The 15,875-nt window shown below is 68.4% G+C and carries 11 protein-coding genes; 6 read left to right on the forward strand and 5 right to left on the reverse strand.

What is annotated here, in order from left to right; all coding sequences use genetic code 11:
* The first annotated feature begins 86 nt into the window (after positions 1-86).
* The 5 genes from ACFYY2_RS11105 (at position 87) to fxsT (ending at position 9,104) form a co-directional block, all read left to right on the forward strand.
* Positions 87-797, forward strand: a complete 711-nt coding sequence (locus ACFYY2_RS11105; protein WP_388740228.1) for a hypothetical protein — start codon at positions 87-89, stop codon at positions 795-797.
* Between the two features lie 439 nt (positions 798-1,236).
* Positions 1,237-1,404, forward strand: coding sequence for an FxSxx-COOH cyclophane-containing RiPP peptide (gene fxsA / locus ACFYY2_RS11110; RefSeq protein WP_388740231.1), 168 nt, complete (start codon positions 1,237-1,239; stop codon positions 1,402-1,404).
* Between the two features lie 28 nt (positions 1,405-1,432).
* On the forward strand, positions 1,433-3,694 hold the full coding sequence (gene fxsBH / locus ACFYY2_RS11115) for a radical SAM/SPASM protein FxsBH, inactivated beta-hydroxylase extension form (protein WP_388740234.1): 2,262 nt from the start codon (positions 1,433-1,435) through the stop codon (positions 3,692-3,694).
* A 131-nt stretch (positions 3,695-3,825) separates the two neighbouring features.
* Positions 3,826-5,172, forward strand: a complete 1,347-nt coding sequence (gene fsxC / locus ACFYY2_RS11120; RefSeq protein ID WP_388740236.1) for an FxsC protein — start codon at positions 3,826-3,828, stop codon at positions 5,170-5,172.
* On the forward strand, positions 5,169-9,104 hold the full coding sequence (gene fxsT, locus ACFYY2_RS11125) for an FxSxx-COOH system tetratricopeptide repeat protein (protein ID WP_388740238.1): 3,936 nt from the start codon (positions 5,169-5,171) through the stop codon (positions 9,102-9,104). The genes fsxC and fxsT overlap by 4 nt, the downstream gene beginning before the upstream one ends.
* Before the next feature lie 76 nt (positions 9,105-9,180).
* On the opposite strand, the gene ACFYY2_RS11130 is transcribed toward fxsT, so the two are convergent.
* Positions 9,181-10,068 (reverse strand): alpha/beta fold hydrolase, encoded by an 888-nt coding sequence (locus ACFYY2_RS11130; RefSeq protein WP_388740240.1) that lies wholly within the window; start codon positions 10,066-10,068, stop codon positions 9,181-9,183.
* Between the two features lie 331 nt (positions 10,069-10,399).
* Here ACFYY2_RS11130 and ACFYY2_RS11135 point away from each other — a divergent pair, with 331 nt between their 5' ends.
* The gene (locus ACFYY2_RS11135) at positions 10,400-11,578 is read left to right on the forward strand and encodes a S1 family peptidase (RefSeq protein ID WP_388741304.1); all 1,179 of its coding nucleotides are present in this window, start codon (positions 10,400-10,402) and stop codon (positions 11,576-11,578) included.
* Positions 11,579-11,727: 149 nt separating this feature from the next.
* Here ACFYY2_RS11135 and ACFYY2_RS11140 read toward each other — a convergent pair whose 3' ends face one another.
* The 4 genes from ACFYY2_RS11140 to ACFYY2_RS11155 all read right to left on the reverse strand — a co-directional run bounded on the left by ACFYY2_RS11140 (position 11,728) and on the right by ACFYY2_RS11155 (position 15,804).
* Positions 11,728-12,246: a hypothetical protein gene (locus tag ACFYY2_RS11140; protein ID WP_388740242.1), complete on the reverse strand. Its 519-nt coding sequence runs from the start codon at positions 12,244-12,246 to the stop codon at positions 11,728-11,730.
* 151 nt (positions 12,247-12,397) lie between these two features.
* Positions 12,398-14,548: a DUF6571 family protein gene (locus ACFYY2_RS11145; protein ID WP_388740244.1), complete on the reverse strand. Its 2,151-nt coding sequence runs from the start codon at positions 14,546-14,548 to the stop codon at positions 12,398-12,400.
* An 8-nt stretch (positions 14,549-14,556) separates the two neighbouring features.
* Positions 14,557-15,006, reverse strand: a complete 450-nt coding sequence (locus ACFYY2_RS11150; protein WP_388740246.1) for a hypothetical protein — start codon at positions 15,004-15,006, stop codon at positions 14,557-14,559.
* 300 nt (positions 15,007-15,306) lie between these two features.
* Positions 15,307-15,804, reverse strand: coding sequence for a phospholipase (locus ACFYY2_RS11155; protein WP_388740248.1), 498 nt, complete (start codon positions 15,802-15,804; stop codon positions 15,307-15,309).
* Positions 15,805-15,875 lie beyond the last annotated feature (71 nt).

Consider the following 15,875-nt stretch of genomic DNA (forward strand, 5'->3'; position numbering starts at 1 on the left):
CGAGTATCGTCCAACAGCGTTTCTGTGCAGGGGAGTTGTCGGGCAACGGGAGGCGGCTGCCTCCTCGTCGGACCAAGGAGGGCCGAGTGGCCGAAGCGGGGCCGGGGGGTGCCGCACCCAGGGCCGGTGCCCAGCGCAGAGTGCGCCGGAGCCCGTTGCTGTTCACCGCGCCCCTGGTGCTGCTCCTGCTGCTGGCGCTGGTCCTCGTGTGGGAGTCCGTGCGCGCCAACGTCGGACCCGGGACGCGGAGTGACTGGCCCTGGCGGTTGCAGCTGCTCGACACGGAGGCCCTCGGCAGCCTTCTGGCCGTCGCCGCCGGCGCGGTTCTGGCGCGGGCCCAGTACGCCCGGACCGTGCGCCCCTACCTGGGCTGGCGGGGAACCTGGGCGAAGGAACACCTCAGGGGCAGTGTCCAGGCATGGAGGGTCGGCCTGCTGAACGGCGGTCAGCACATCGCCGCCGTCCAGTCGTACGACTTCCTGGTGGTCCCGGCCGGATCGGCCGCCCCAGGCCGTGCCCGGTGGACCGATGTCGCGGGCACCGCGACCGAACTGACGGCCCTCGGCCTCACGGTCGCCGAGGACTTCCAGCTCATCGACATCGGGCCGGGATTCCCGCTGGTGGGTACCGGCAGCTATGAGACGGTGCTGGTGGGCGCCTTCTCGAAGAAGTGCCTGGAGCGTGTCGACGCGCTCTACACGCGAGTCCGGGTGGTCGACGTCGTCGGCGACAGCCATGAGCGCATCGGGGACTGCCTGAGGGGTGCGCGGGCCACGGCCTTTGCTCCGCTCGACTGACCCCCGAGTCCGGCGCGATCCCCGGGACGCAGGGTGTCTGAGCGCCGGACGGGTGAACACCGTTTGTGTGGAAGCCTGTTGGCGCGAGGCGTGCCGGTGCTCCCCGTGCGCTGCCGTTCGGGTGGTACCGCGCCGCGTGGTGTATGACGCGCGGGCAGGAGGTGAAACCGCCGTTCGCAGCCAGAATCACGAGGTGGAGCGGCCCCGTCACCCCGTGTGTCCGGACGCCGGTGCGCGGCGCAGCCGATGGGCGCTCACTCACGTGGCTCAATCGGCGTCAGGATTTCGGCCATCGCAATTCGGCGTAAACGCAGGATTTCCTCTCACGGCGGCGTTTGCGGCCGCCCGTGAGGACGGTAAAGTCGTGCCGCCGGGCACTGTGAATATGCAGGTACCGGCTGTGATCCAGTGTCCAGAAACAATCCATCAAGGACGGCCCGTGAAGACCTACGAGACCTCCCCCTCCTTCGCCATTGCGAAGAAGAGCCGTGTACCGCTCGCCAAGATCGACGCCCGGGGCGCCGACGCGTCAAGGAAGATCGGGCGGGTATTCGGCACCTCCACGAGTCGCCCCACCGAGATTTCGACCTTCAGCTCCGCACTCTGAGGCGAGGGCCGATGGCTAGACTGGGGGAATGACAGGACCCCTGGTCCCCTTTCGCGAGGTCGTGCTGAAGGTTCACAGCAGATGTGACCTCGCGTGCGACCATTGTTACATCTATGAACATGCAGATCAGAGCTGGCGCACCCGCCCTAAGTCCATCTCTGACGACGCCATTTCATGGACGGCTCGACGGTTGGCCGAGCATGCCTCGCAGCATGCACTCGATTCGATGTCAGTGATCCTGCATGGAGGCGAGCCGCTCCTGGCCGGCCCTGCGCGACTGCGCCGCGTCTGCGAGGAGCTCACATCGGCGTTGGACGGTATCGCTGAGCTGGACCTGAGGATCCATACGAACGGCGTCCAGCTCAGCCCCCGCTATCTCGACCTCTTCGACGAGTTCGGCGTGCGGGTCGGCATCTCCCTCGACGGCGACCGTGCGGCGAACGACCGGCACCGCCTCTTCGCCAACGGCCGTACCAGTCATCCCCTGGTCCTCAGGGCCGTCGAGCTCCTGCGGCAGGACCGCTACCGGCACCTGGATCTCGGGCTGCTGTGCACCATCGACATCCGCAACGACCCGGTCGCCGTGTTCGACGCGCTCGCGGATCTCGACCCTCCGCGAGTGGACTTCCTTCTGCCGCACGCCACCTGGGACGAAACTCCGTTGCGGCCCGACGGCTCACCCACTGCCTACGCCGACTGGCTCCTCGCGGTCTACGACCGCTGGACGGAGCGCGGCCAGGAGGTGCCGGTGCGGCTCTTCGCGTCGGTGCTCTCGACGCTGAGCGGTGGCCCCAGTCTCACCGAGTCCCTGGGACTCGCGCCGACGGACCTCGTCGTCATCGAGACGGACGGGCAGCTGGAGCAGGTGGACTCGCTCAAGAGTGCCTATGAAGGCGCGGCGGCCACCGGGTTCGACGTCTTCGGGAACACCTTCGACGACGTGGCCGCACACCCCGGGGTGCGGTCGCGTCAGCTCGGGCTGGCCGGCGTCAGCGAGACGTGCCGCTCGTGCCCCGTCGTACGTTCGTGCGGGGGTGGGCTCTACACGCATCGTTACCGCTCGTCCAACGGCTTCGACAACCCCTCCGTCTACTGCGCGGATCTGGCGGCGCTGGTGCGCGGTATCGAGGAACGCGCCGCCGTGTCCCTCGGATCCGCCGCGGTCACCGACCCCGCGGAGCTCGTGGCGGCGGGACTCGACGTCAACAGGACCCTCCTCGCCGGACTGCACACCAGGCTCGGCGGGCGCGGGCACGACGGCTGGGAGGAGGCCTGGAGTCTGGCGGCCGAGGTCGAGCGGACCGAGCAGGGGGCCGTCGCCCTGGACGAGGTGCTCGCCCACCCCTTCACCCGTGCCTGGCTCCGCGAGGCGAACGCCGCGCCGGACGGTCTCGCACACGCCGACCGTGCGGCCGGGCGACTGGCCGTGTCGGTGGCCGCCGCGGCCGTCCGTGCGAGGCTCGCCGCCGCCGTCCCCGTCGAGTTCGCGGACGGGGCGCTCTTCCTGCCCACTCTCGGCGAGGTGCGGATCGGTGGCCCGGTGGAGCGGGGCCGCGTTCTGGTGAGGGCGGAGGGGGAGGGGTTCCTGGTCCTCGGTGCCGACGCCGGAGCCGGGCGGCGCGTCGCCTCCCTCACGGAGGAGGGCCCGGACTGGCTGCCACTCAGGCGGACGGGGGGTGACGGCACGCCCGAGCTCGTCATCGACGACCTGGACCCGTACCGGATGTGTTTCGACGTCCCCGCGGCCGCGCGGCTCACCGCTCGGGAGGCCGGGGACCTGGGCGCGAGGCTGGCCCTGGCCTGGAAGCTGTTGCGGGAGAGGGTGCCGGCGCAGGCGGCCGAGGCGGCGGAGACCCTGGTGACACTGACACCGCTCGCCACCGGACCCACCCGTGCCGGAGGACATGGTTACGGCGCGCTGGGCATCGGTGACGACGGCGGCGAAGAGGAGCTGGCGCTCGCACTGCTGCGCGGATTCCGCCGCACCAAGTTCCAGGCTCTCGTCGAAGTGACGGATCTTTTCGCGTCGGACGGGGCATGGAATTACCGGGTGCCGTGGAATCCGGAATCCGTGCCGATCTCGCAAGCACTCTCGGAGACTTTCGAACGGGTCGGTGCGGGACTCTTCGCTCCGAGGCTCCTGAACGGCGTGCGCCACGCCCTGGATTCGATCGAATCGGCTCCCGAACTGACCATCGACGGAGCGCGGATTCTGAGTGGTCTTCGAAAGGAGATCATCGACGGCGCACAGGGGACATCCGGGGAAGAACGACTGCAGGGCCGTTTCTGATCAAGAGCAGCGCTGACCGCACGTGGGGATGGATGACTGAAAAGCAACGGTGAATGACCGAACGGCAGGGGGGTGGAGTGTGGTCCGCTCCGTAATGATGATTTCGCTCGCATCGATCGTTCCACTTCCTGATGCGAGTGCTCACACAGGACGGGGGTCGTGTGCACGCATCGACGCAGCAGCGAGCGGCGGACCATCGGCCGTACTTCTTTCTGAGTTACGCGCACACACCGGGGTACGGCGGTGGCACGGACCCCGACATGTGGGTCGAACGGCTTTTCCAAGATCTCTGCGGTCATGTGATGGCCATGACCGATCTGCCGGCGGGCGCGTCCGCCGGCTTCATGGACCGGGAGATACGCTCCGGCGAGGGCTGGTCGGAACGCCTGGGCGGCGTCCTCGCCACCTGCCGGGTCTTCGTTCCGCTGTTCTCGCCGCGCTATTTCGCCAGTGAGATGTGCGGCAAGGAGTGGTACGCCTTCGAACAGCGGGCCATCCACCACCGGGCACGCTCGAACCAGCCCGCGGAGGCCATCGTGCCCGCGCTCTGGGTTCCGGTCCCACCTCATCAGATGCCTGGTTCCGCCGAACGTCTGCAGTTCAACCACCGTGATTTCGGGGAGCGTTACGTCAGTGACGGGCTCTACGGGCTGATCAAACTCAGGCTCTTCGCCCAGGAATACGAGCGTGCCGTCTACGAGTTGGCCAAACGCATCGTCAGCGTCGCCGACACGGTGCGCATAGACACCGGGAGACCGGTGGACTACCGGCTCGCGCCGAGTGCCTTCGGGTCTCCCAGCAGCGGGGTGGGAGCGCCGCGGCCGATGCAGATCACCATCGCCGCGCCCACGCGCCACGACCTTCCGGACGGGCGCGCCGCCGAGTACTACGGCGACCACCCGCAGGACTGGAACCCCTACCATCCGGCTGCCGCGAAGCCACTGGCCTACGTCGCCGAGGAACTGGTCCGCTCCCTCAACTACCAAGCGGTCATCACGTCGTTCGACGAGGACACGGGGCAACGGGAGGGCAAGCAGCCCCCCACGACACCCGAGATACTGCTGGTCGACCGCTGGGCTCTGCGGGACGAGGACCTCAGACGCAGACTCGCCGCCTTCGACGCCGAGAACAGGCCGTGGGTGACCATGGTCGTCCCCTGGTGCCGGGACGACCACCAGAGCAGGGCGGCCGAGGCCGAGCTGATCGAGAAGCTCGAACAGACGATGCCGACGAAGATGCGGCAGGGCAGGGCCTTCTGCCGGGCCGCCGCCAAGGGCGTGCCGACGATGGAGGCATTCGGGCAGGTGCTCCCCCAGGTCGTCGAGGTGGCCGCGCAGCAGTATCTGCGGCACGCGACGGTGTATCCCCCCGCCACGGGCGGACGGCAGAGCGAACGGAAGCGGCTGATGGGTCCCATGGGCGACACACAGTTCATACCCGACAGGCACGACCCTGCGACGAATGCGGAGGACGTATGACAGCCGGGCGTGACGGGCGCGTCGTCACTTTCTACTCGTACAAGGGCGGCACGGGGCGCACCATGGCCCTCGCCAACACCGCCTGGATCCTCGCGGCCAACGGCAAGCGGGTGCTCGCCGTCGACTGGGACCTGGAGGCACCCGGGCTGCACCGGTTCTTCCACCCCTTCCTCGACCCCTCGACACTCGGGGCGACCACCGGTGTGATCGATCTGATCACCGAATACGCCTGGGCGGCCACCAATCCCGCCCAGCGCGCCGACGACTGGCACCGCGACTACGCACGCATCCAGCCGCACGCGGTCTCGCTCAACCCCGAGGCCCTCGGCTGGGAGTTCCCGCGGGGCGGCACCCTCGACTTCGTCTCGGCCGGCCGGCAGAACCGTGAGTACTCCGCGACCGTCTCCACCTTCGACTGGGACAACTTCTACGACCGGCTCGGCGGCGGCCACTTCTTCGACGCCCTGCGGGACGACATGAAGGCCAACTACGACTACGTCCTCATCGACAGCCGTACGGGTCTCAGCGACATCGCCGACATCTGCACCGTTCACCTCCCGGACGTGCTGGTCGACTGCTTCACCCTCAGCGACCAGTCCATCGACGGCGCGGCCTCCGTAGCCCGCCAGATCGCCGAGCGCTACACGGGCCGGCCCATCTCCATCTTCCCGGTCCCCATGCGGATCGACGAGGGCGAGAAGGAGAAGGCGGACGCCGGCCGTGCGCTGGCGCGGCTCAAGTTCGACCGGCTGCCCCGCGACCTCTCCGGCGACGAACTCACCGCGTACTGGGGAGCGGTCGAGATTCCGTACCGCCCCTACTACGCCTACGAGGAGACCCTGGCGACCTTCGGCGACGAGGCGGGACTGAGCAACTCGCTGCTGTCCGCCTTCGAGCGTCTCACCGCGGTCGTCACCGAGCAGGAGGTCACCGCCATGCCCCCGGTGGGGGAGGAGGTGAGGCTGCGCATCCGCGACGCGTTCACCCGGCGCAGGCCCGCGCTGCCCGCGGATCTCTTCCTGAGCTACGTGGCGGAGAACCGCATGTGGGCCGACTGGATCGAATCCGTCCTGAGCAGGGCCGGATTCCGGGTGGTCCCGCGCGACGTCTCGGCCGACAGCGGGACGGCGGATCCCACGCAGCCCACACCGGAGAGCGCCGCCCGCACGGTCGTCCTCCTCTCCAGCGCCTACCTCAAGTCCCAGCGCGCCGTGAACCTCTGGGAACGCGCCGTCGCCGAGGACCCGGGCGGCGGGCGGCGCCAGCTGCTGCCGCTCAGGATCAGCGACGTGCGCCTGTCCGCGCCGTACATCGACCGCAACCCGGTCGACCTGTTCCGGCTGGACGAGGTCAACGCCACCACGGCACTGCTGCGCGCCCTGGACCGGCCGGTACAGCTCGGCGACGGGGTGTCGCCCGGGCCCCGCTTCCCCGGCACGGTGCCCAGGATCTGGAACGCGCCGCCTCGCAACCCCGGATTCACGGGGCGCTCCCTGGTCCTGGAGCGCATGCGTGACCAGCTCGGCGGAGGCATGGCCGTGGTGCTGCCACAGCCGCAGACCCTCTACGGTCTCGGCGGCGTGGGCAAGACCCAGGTCGCACTCGAGTACGTGCACCGCTTCATGGCCGACTACGACCTGGTGTGGTGGATATCGTCGGAGCAGACCGACGACGTGATCGCGGGGCTCGCCGAACTGGCCGTACGGCTCGGTGCCCAGGGCGGCGACGACATGGCGGCGGCGTCCCAGGAGGCCGTGGACCTGCTGAGGCGCGGGGTGCCGTCGGACCGGTGGCTGCTGGTCTTCGACAACGCCGACGACCCGGAGCGGCTCAGGCGCTACTTCCCGCAGGGCGGCTCCGGGCACATCCTGGTCACGTCACGGAACCAGGCCTGGTCCCAGCACGGGGACGCGCTTCCGGTCGACGTCTTCCTGCGGGAGGAGTCGATCGAGCACCTGCAGCGCAGGGCGCCCGGCCTCAGCGTGGAGGACGCGGCACAGGTGGCCACGGCCGTCGGCGACCTTCCCCTCGCGGTCGAACAGGCCGCCGCCTGGATCGCGGAGACCGCCACCCCTATCGACACCTACCTGGAACAGCTCGCCCAGCAGGCTCCGCAGGTCCTGGCCCTGAACCAGCCCGCCGGCTATCCGCAGCCCGTCGCGGCGACCTGGAACATCTCCATCGAACGCCTCAAGGAACGCTCGCCCGCCGCGGTACGCCTGCTCCAGCTCTGCGCGTTCTTCGCGCCCGAGCCGATCTCCGCCAATCTCCTCTACAGCAAGGAGATGATCGAGGCGCTCAAGCCCTACGACTCCTCGCTCCAGGAGAAACTGGTGCTCGGCCGGGTCATCCGGGAGATCGGCCGCTTCGCCCTCGCCAAGGTCGACCAGGTGTCGAACTCCATCCAGGTGCACCGTCTCGTGCAGGCGGTGATCAGGGCCCAGCTCAGCGAGGAGGAGCAGACCGAGGCCAGGCACGTCGTCCACCTCATTCTGGCGGGAGCCCGGCCCGACGACACCGAGCCGATCGACAACCCCGCGACCTGGCCGCGCTTCGCCACGATCTGGCCGCACCTCGCCACTTCGGACGCCCGCTACTGCAGGGACCACGAGACCCGCAGACTGCTGATCGACCGCGTCCGGTACCTCTGGAAGCGGGGCGACGTCCGGACCGCCGGGACCCTCGGGGAGGAACTGCGGGAGGCCTGGCTGGAGATGCTGGGCGAGCGCGACATCCAGTACCTGTACCTCTGCTTCCACCTCTCCAACATCCTCCGCACCCGTGGGCGCTACGTGGAGGCCAAGGAACTCGACGAGTTCACCCTGCGGCTCCAGCGGGAGGTGCTGGGCCCGGAGCATCCGCACACCTACATGACCACCAGCAGCCTGGCGATCGACCTGGGGCTGCTCGGGGACTACGCGAAGGCGATCGAGCTGGCGACGGAGGCCCACGAGGGCTTCAACCAGATCTTCCACGAGCGGCACGCACGGACCCTCGCCGCGGCCAACAACCTGGCGCTGAACCTGCGGAGCGTGGGGCAGTACGCCAGGGCGCGGGAGATCGACCAGGACTGCTACGACCTGCGGTCCGAGGTGCTGGGCCAGGAGCACCCGCACAGCCTGTCGTCCGCACTGAACCTGGCTCGCGACCTGCGGGAGGTCGGGCGGTACGAGGACTCCGTCGCACTGCTCAGCCGCACCTACGACAGCCTCAAGGCCACCCTCGGACGGACCTACCCCACCACGCTCAGCGCCGCCAAGAGCCTGGCCGTCTCGCTCCGCCGGGCGGGGCAGCTGGAGGACGCCCGCCGGCTGACGGTGGCGACCCGGGCCAGGTACCGCGCCAAGTACACCTCGGCCAACCCGGAGTCGCTGGCCTGCGACCTCAACATGGCCTCCGACCAGTACGCCTCGGGGGAGGCGATCGAGGCGCGGGACACCGCCCAGGAGGTGGTCGACCAGTACATGAAGGTGCCGGGGGAGCGGCATCCGTACACCCTCGCCGCGCAGAACAACCTCGGCGTCTACCTGTCCGGCGCGGGCGCGTCCCGGGAGGCGGAGCAGCTGCTGACGCGGGTGGTCGCCACGATGCGCGAGGTGTTCGGGCGCGAGCACCCGAACACCCTGTTCACCGTGATGAACCTGGCCAACGCGACGGCCGAGCTGGGCGGTTTCGACATCGTCCTGGAGACGGAGAGGCGGGTTGCCTCCCAGCTCCGGGAGGTGCTGGGAGCGCACCACCCGGAAACCCTGGCCATGACCTCGAACCTCGCGGTCACGCTCACGGCCATGGGCCGCACGGACGAGGCGCTGCGCGTGCGGGCCGAGACGGGTGACGAGCTGGCGCGCCAGCTCGGCGACGACCATCCGCTGACCCGGATAGCGAGGGACGAGGCACGGTTCCAGCGGGAACTGGAACCGATGTCGGTCTGAGCCGTCGGTCCGGGCCCCGGTCGACGGGGTCCGGACCACCGGGATCGCTGATCCGGCGCCGCGGAGACGCCCGGAATCAGCAGACGGCGGCCTCGGGGTTCTCCTCCAGCAGCCAGTTGAGGATCGTGGGGAGCACCGACAGCGCGTCGAAGTGCGCCGCGGCCGGCTCCAGCACGGTGGTGGCGCCCGGGATCCGGCCGGCGAGCCAGCGTGAGTGCCCCACCGGTGAGAACACGTCCTTCACACCGTGCCACAGCATCACGGGACATCTGATCTCCGCCGGATCGAAACCCCACGGCCGGCAGAAGGCGATCGCGTCGTCGATCCATCCGTACGCCGAAGTACGCAACCCCTCACGGTAGTTGGCGAGCAGCATCGTGCGGATGCCGGCATCGTTGACCACGGTCCGGTCGGAGTCGGTCAGCTCCCGTCGCAGGTCGTCCAGCAGCCGGACCGGGTTCTGCCGGATCTCGGCGGAGCGGCTGATGAAGGACTCGGCCAGCCCGTCGGGGTCCGCCGCCGCGGTGGAGTAGGCGAGGACGTTCGAGGCCGCCATCCCGTCGAACCAGTCGAGCCCCACCGCGTCCCACGGGGCCAGGCTGACCAGTGCCGCGCCCCGGGTGACCCGTTCGGGCATCAGCGCGGCGCAGGCCAGGGCGTGGGGCGCTCCGCCGGAGCGGCCCACCACGGCGAAGCGTTCGAGGCCGAGCGAGTCCGCTATCGCGCGTACGTCCTCGACGACGTCCCTCACCCTGCGCCCGGGCAGCCGGTCCGAGCCGCCGTATCCCGGACGGTCGTACGTGATCAGCTGCGTCTTGCGCTGGTAGAGGACCATGCCGCGGGGAGCGGGGCCCAGCCTGCTCCCCGGCATCCCGTGCAGGAGGAACACCGGTCTGCCTCGCGGATCCCCCTGACGCTCGACCATCAGATGCCGTCCGTCCGCCGTGCGCACCCGACTTCGCACGCCGCCCCCTCCACTCGGTCCGGGCGTCAACTGCCCGATGGGTGTTGCCAGTTCGATGATGTCCTATCGAAAGCGATACCGGCACTCCCCGCGGGGATGAACCGGTGGTGTTCGGGGCGTCCGGGAGCGTTGGGTGGTGTTCGGCTTCAGGGACGCCCTCCGCGGCATCCGGACTCCGGCCGCGATTACAGGACAGGACTAGTCCTCACCCGCTGCCGATCCCCGATCGCACCGGGTGTTCGCGAACGGAACCGACGTGGTGCGAAGCCCGGGTTGTGAACAAGCCGCGGGTGAACGGTCGCCGTCATGTGCGCGTCCGGAAGTCGACCTTGTGTGCTATCGGCGGCATCGGAATAGTGGGCGCCCCATCCTCCGTGTTCCGGGCACCCCACTTGCCCGTGCACGGCCCCACAGGAGGTCGAAGTTGAAGCACCGACGCATATCCAGGAAGCGCGCGGCGATGGCCGGATCGGCCGTCCTCGCCCTGGTCGCAGCAGGAGTGACGTTCCAGACTGCGAACGCCAGTGACGACGTACCCCAGTTCACGGCGAAGACCCTCGACGCCCACTCGGCCGGCAGTCTCGCCGCCACCCTCGACAAGGCTCTGGGCGGCGACACGGCGGGCGCGTACTACGACGCCGATAGCAAGAACCTCGTCGTCAACGTCGTCGACGAGGCGGCGGCCGAGCACGTCCGCCAGGCCGGCGGCAAGGCCAGACTCGTCCAGAACACACTTGCCGAGCTGACGAACGCCCGCCGCACCCTCTCGGCGAAGGCGACCATCCCGGGCACCTCCTGGGCCGTCGACCCGGTCAGCAACAAGGTGATCGTCACCGCCGACCGCACGGTCGACGGCGTGGCCTGGGACAAGCTCAGCACGGTCGTCAAGGGGCTCGGTGCCAAGGCCGAGCTCACCAAGTCGGCCGGGGAGTTCAAGCCGCTCATCGCCGGAGGCGACGCGATCTGGGGCAACGGCGGGCGCTGCTCCCTCGGGTTCAACGTGGTCAAGGGCGGCGAGCCGTACTTCCTGACGGCCGGGCACTGCACCGAGTCGATCACCAGCTGGTCGGACTCCCAGGGCGGCGGGGAGATCGGCGCCAACGAGGGCTCCAGCTTCCCGGACAACGACTACGGCCTCGTCAAGTACACGTCGGACACGGCGCACCCGAGCGAGGTCGACCTCTACAACGGCTCCACCCAGGCGATCACCAAGGCGGGCGACGCGACCGTCGGCATGACGGTGACGCGCAGCGGCTCCACGACCCAGGTCCACGACGGCGAGGTCACCGCCCTGGACGCCACGGTCAACTACGGCAACGGCGACATCGTCAACGGCCTCATCCAGACGACGGTCTGCGCCGAGCCGGGCGACAGCGGCGGTTCGCTGTTCGCCGGCGACACCGCGATCGGCCTGACCTCCGGCGGCAGCGGCGACTGCTCCGCCGGCGGTGAGACGTTCTTCCAGCCGGTGCCCGAGGCGCTGGCGGCATTCGGCGCCGAGATCGGCTGACACACGGTCCGGACGTCATACGGTCCCGACGCCCCGACGCCCCGCTCACCTCCGAGGAGGCGGGCGGGCCGTCGGCTGTGACGCCTGCCTGCGGGCGGCGTCGCGCGTACGGACTCAGCACCGGACCGGACTGCCTGCCCAGTCGTACCTCAGGTGGCGGACCCCGGGGACGCCTCGATAGTGGGCTTCTTCGCCAGCGGGTCGTTCTCGCAGCCGAGTGCCTCGGCGGCTCTATGGGTCATGAGATAGAGGAAGGTGACCTGCTGCTCGATCGTCTTCCGCTGGACGTCGGTTCCCACGAGCAGCGTATTGGAGGCTTCTCCCCGAAGCAGAACCTTCCGCGACGCCTTCTCGAGATCCGGCAGCCGACACGGCACCGTGAGTCGTGACAGCGTGTCATTGGCCTGCACGGTCGCGTCGTTCACGGTGAAGCGACGGACCTTCCCGGGAAGGACTTCGGAGCTTCCCCCGGCTTCCTCGCGGGGAAGCCAGCCGAACTCGATGCTCACCGTACGCGCGCCGGTGGTCTTCGCCGGACGGTACGAGCACATGCGCAGGGGGAGCGCCGACCTCTCCGCACCGCCCGGCTGCAGCCAGTCCCGCATGCTCTCGGTGAGATCGTCGGTGTCGTTGGAGATGTCCGTCCTGACGTCGTCGTCACCCAGCAATCGACGCAGCGTGCCGCTCTCGCCGGAGCCCGGGGCGAGCCGGCACAGCTCATCGTGGGCCTGAGGCCCGGCGGAGTCACCGGACGTACACCCTGATGCCGCGATCGCCAGCGCTGCCACCACACATGCGGCGCCCGGACCGCGGCGCTTCCTACCCAAGGTGGGCTTCAGCGGCTGCGCGCCCGCCGGAATACGCGTCGTTCGCTTCGTCCTTGGCCGTTCTGTGAGCCCCGGTGCCGGAGATCCCATTCTGCTCTCCCCATTTGTCCATGAGCTCGTTGGTTCCGTTCTTGCCCTTGGAGTAGTTCTCGCTTGAATCCTGCTTGCCCTGTTCCTCGGCCGCGTCGGTCACGTCCTTCGTCCAGTCGTACTTGACGGAGTCGATCAGCGCTCCGCCTGCGGTGCCCAGAACGGGGATCTCGCCAATGAGCCCGTTGGCGCCGATGGACGAATACTCCGCCATGTCCTCGGCCCACTCGACCTTGTCCTCCTCCTTGTCCTTGCAGACGTCGGCGCCGATGCCGTTCATGGCTCCCATCGCCGATCCGACTTCGTGCCCGCGATGGTTCCAGTCCGCACTGACGCCATGATCGGGGTCGCCGCTGTATGCGGGTGCTTCGGCAAGGACGACGGCGGAGTAGGTCCGCTCCGCCTCGTACAGCAACGAGTAGGACGGCGCGTCATCGGAGATGCCTCGCATCACCCGGATGAGGCTTCCCTGACCGACAGCGATATGGGACTTGTCGCCCGAGCCGTGGACGGAGTCCTGGCCGTCCGAGCCACCGTAGGCGGATTCCTGACCGCCGAGGATGATGTGCGTGTCGGAGACGTAGTCCGCCAGGGTCCTGGCCATCGGCTGCTGCAGATTCTTCAGGTCCTCGGGGAACTCGTCCCCGCCCATCTCGCTGTCCAGGTAGCGGATGGTGTTGTGCATGACGCGTGCCTGGCCCTCGGTGTGCGGACCCGGAGCTCCGAGCCTCTCTCCCGGTACGTGGCCGGTGGCGGCTGCCTGAATGGCAGCTCCCAGCCCTGTGGCCTTGCCCGCGTCCTCGACGTCCATGACCCGGCCGGGCCCGGAGAGGTACTCGTCGGGCCATTCCTTGCGGTCCGTCAGCAGGTACTTCAGGTGGTCGTTCCTGTTTCCCCCTGCCTCCGGGTCGAGGAAGTAGGTGGCCGCTTCCGGATCCTTGCCCATGATGCCCAGGACGCCGTCCAGCGGGTCGTTCGCCAGAGTCGGGCGCTGGGCGTCGACGTGGTGCAGCCAGACGTTCGGGTTCTTCTTCTCGGCGTCGATGATGTCGTTCGCGACGTCGTTGAGGAACTGCTTCCCGTACCCGCTGCCGTGTTGCATGAGGGTGATCGCGGTCTGGTATCCGTTCACCGGACGGAGGTTGTCACCGATGTTGTCCGTACCGGCGTCCTTGAGTCCCTCGACGAACGGCCGGTACGCGTAGCCGGTCGGATCCTTCGTGGCCGAGGCCACTGTGTTCGCCAGGCTGGTGTTGATCGAGTCGTAGAGTTTCTTGTCTTCCCGCGACACGCCTCGTTCATTGGCCGCCAGCTCCATCCTGTCGGCCAGGTCCAAGGTGCCTTTCGCGCCGAGACCGTTGATGTAAGCCTCGCCGAAGTGCTTGTCCTCGGCGTTCTCGTTCATGATGTCCCGGTAGCGGCGCAATTCCCTCTCGGAGGTCTTGCCGGATCGGACCTTCTCCGTGAGACCGAGCGCCTCGACGGCCTCGACGTCGTCGACCGGCTTCGCATTGAATCCGAAGAGCCCCGATTTGTCGGCACCCGAGGCCTGAAGGAGGGCTGCTTTGACGTCGTGATCGTATTCGGTCACGGATTTCACGGCGTCGGCGACTGCCTGCGTGTAGGAATTCTCCACGTTCCGCAGGTCAGGATCGTGCTGGATGCTGTACTTCATCTGTGCGTCGACCTTGCTGAAGTCATAGCTCGCCGTCCCCCGGGCCGAGACCTTCATTCCGGCCTTCTCGGCCGCCGCCACGGCGGACTTGACGCGCCCGATCAGCTCGATGAGCCGGTCATGGGCATCGCGAAGGAGTGACTCCATGGCTTTCGCCTCTTTTTGCGCGGCATCGTACTCGCTGCGCGTCAGAGCGAAGTTCGTGGATGATACGGAGGCGCTTTCGCCCGTCCAGAGCTGCCCCTTGGAGATGCTCTGGACTTCGTCCTCATACATGTCCTCCAGCGTCTTGAACTTGCCTGCCATCGTCTTCCAGCCGTCCGCCGCCGTGATGAGCGCGGAGAGGTCTGTCTGTGTGATCTCTTCGTACGTCGGCACCGGTTCCCCTAGACGCCCGAGACCTTGGACACCGGGACGAAACCCGCCTCGGTCTCCAAGTCATTGTTGCTGAAGAGGACCGCAGTGCTGCGGAGCGCCGACTTCTCCTGACTCAGCCGCCCCAGCAGTCGCTTGACCTGCTCGTCCCAATGAGAGTGGGCCTTCTTGAGTCCTGCGGACGTCTCCCATCCCGTGAATTCCGCAATGGCGCCGCGGACGGACTCGTCGGCGACATCGGCGGCGGTCCTGGTGCCCGGCTCGATGTTGTTCTCGATGCTGTTCGCCGCCTTCTTCTTCCCGGCGGACGTGGTCGCCAGGTCCGGTGACTGGCTGCTGCCCAGCAGGGGCGGTTGTCCGGTGGGGCCCTGGTCACCCTGAAGCTGATTCAGTCGCATCTGCGTCGAGTGGCGGTCCGCCACCTCGTCCTTCCGCTGCGCCCATTCGCGCTCGAACGACATGGGGTCCCCCTTGCTGGCTTCGCTGATTGCAGTAGCGATCACTCTATCGAGCGGCTCGCATCCCGATCGGCAAGGGGAATCGCGCATGTATGTACATGTAACCGACCCCATTTGGAGGGCATATCTGCGCATATGACTCAGGGGCTCTTCGTGGCTCGTCCACGGAGTGGGTCATCAAGTTCGGTGTGTTCGGATCGTGAAGGGCGGGAAGATCTCGCATGAACCAGGGGTCCGGAGTTCGGAGCCCCTGGTTCACACGGTGAGCTGCGGCGTGTGTGCCGGGTCGCGGCGGGCGGTCGGTCAGGCGGCCTGGGGCAGTCCCGCGGGGGTCGCCTTGGCCGGTGCGACTCCGAAGATGTCCACGGCGTGGTAATACGTCCAGGCCGTGGCGTTACACGAGGTCAGCGTCGCGCCGGAGTAGGCCGCGCACACTCTCTTGAGGTCCGAGTAGAACGCCGAGTCGATGCGCGACTTGTTGGCGGAGAAGGTGCCCGCGGCCTTGTAGTTCCGGTAGCCGAAGTCGTGCCGGGCGCAGGCCGTCTGGAAGGGGAAGCCGAAGGGGTTGTCGGGGGAGGTGCTGCAGTAGTCCGTGGACCAGTCGAAGCCGTAGGCGGACCAGGCGCCCTGGTTGTTGCGGGCGGAGTTCCACGCGTTGTAGCTGGAGGCGCTCGTCTGGGTCCAGGAGCTGAGGACCTGCGGCTTGTCCGACGGGGCGGCCGAGGCGGACGCGGCGGGGATCAGAGCGAGCGGGAGTGACAGGGCTACAGCGATGAGGGGGGCGGCGAAGCGGCGACGCATGAACAACCTCCGTGGGATGAAAGGGGGTCGAGAGCAGCCGTGCACCTCGTGGGTCCCACGAGGCCGCTCCA

Source organism: Streptomyces sp. NPDC001822, assembly GCF_042892135.1.
Taxonomy (GTDB): Bacteria; Actinomycetota; Actinomycetes; order Streptomycetales; family Streptomycetaceae; genus Streptomyces.

What these genes read in the sequence shown, in the direction of transcription:
- ACFYY2_RS11150 (WP_388740246.1), bottom strand. Translation starts at nt 15,006, where the DNA reads ATGTCGTTCGAGCGCGAATGGGCGCAGCGGAAGGACGAGGTGGCGGAC.
- fxsBH (WP_388740234.1), top strand. Translation starts at nt 1,433, where the DNA reads ATGACAGGACCCCTGGTCCCCTTTCGCGAGGTCGTGCTGAAGGTTCAC.
- fsxC (WP_388740236.1), top strand. Translation starts at nt 3,826, where the DNA reads ATGCGAGTGCTCACACAGGACGGGGGTCGTGTGCACGCATCGACGCAG.
- fxsT (WP_388740238.1), top strand. Translation starts at nt 5,169, where the DNA reads ATGACAGCCGGGCGTGACGGGCGCGTCGTCACTTTCTACTCGTACAAG.
- ACFYY2_RS11155 (WP_388740248.1), bottom strand. Translation starts at nt 15,804, where the DNA reads ATGCGTCGCCGCTTCGCCGCCCCCCTCATCGCTGTAGCCCTGTCACTC.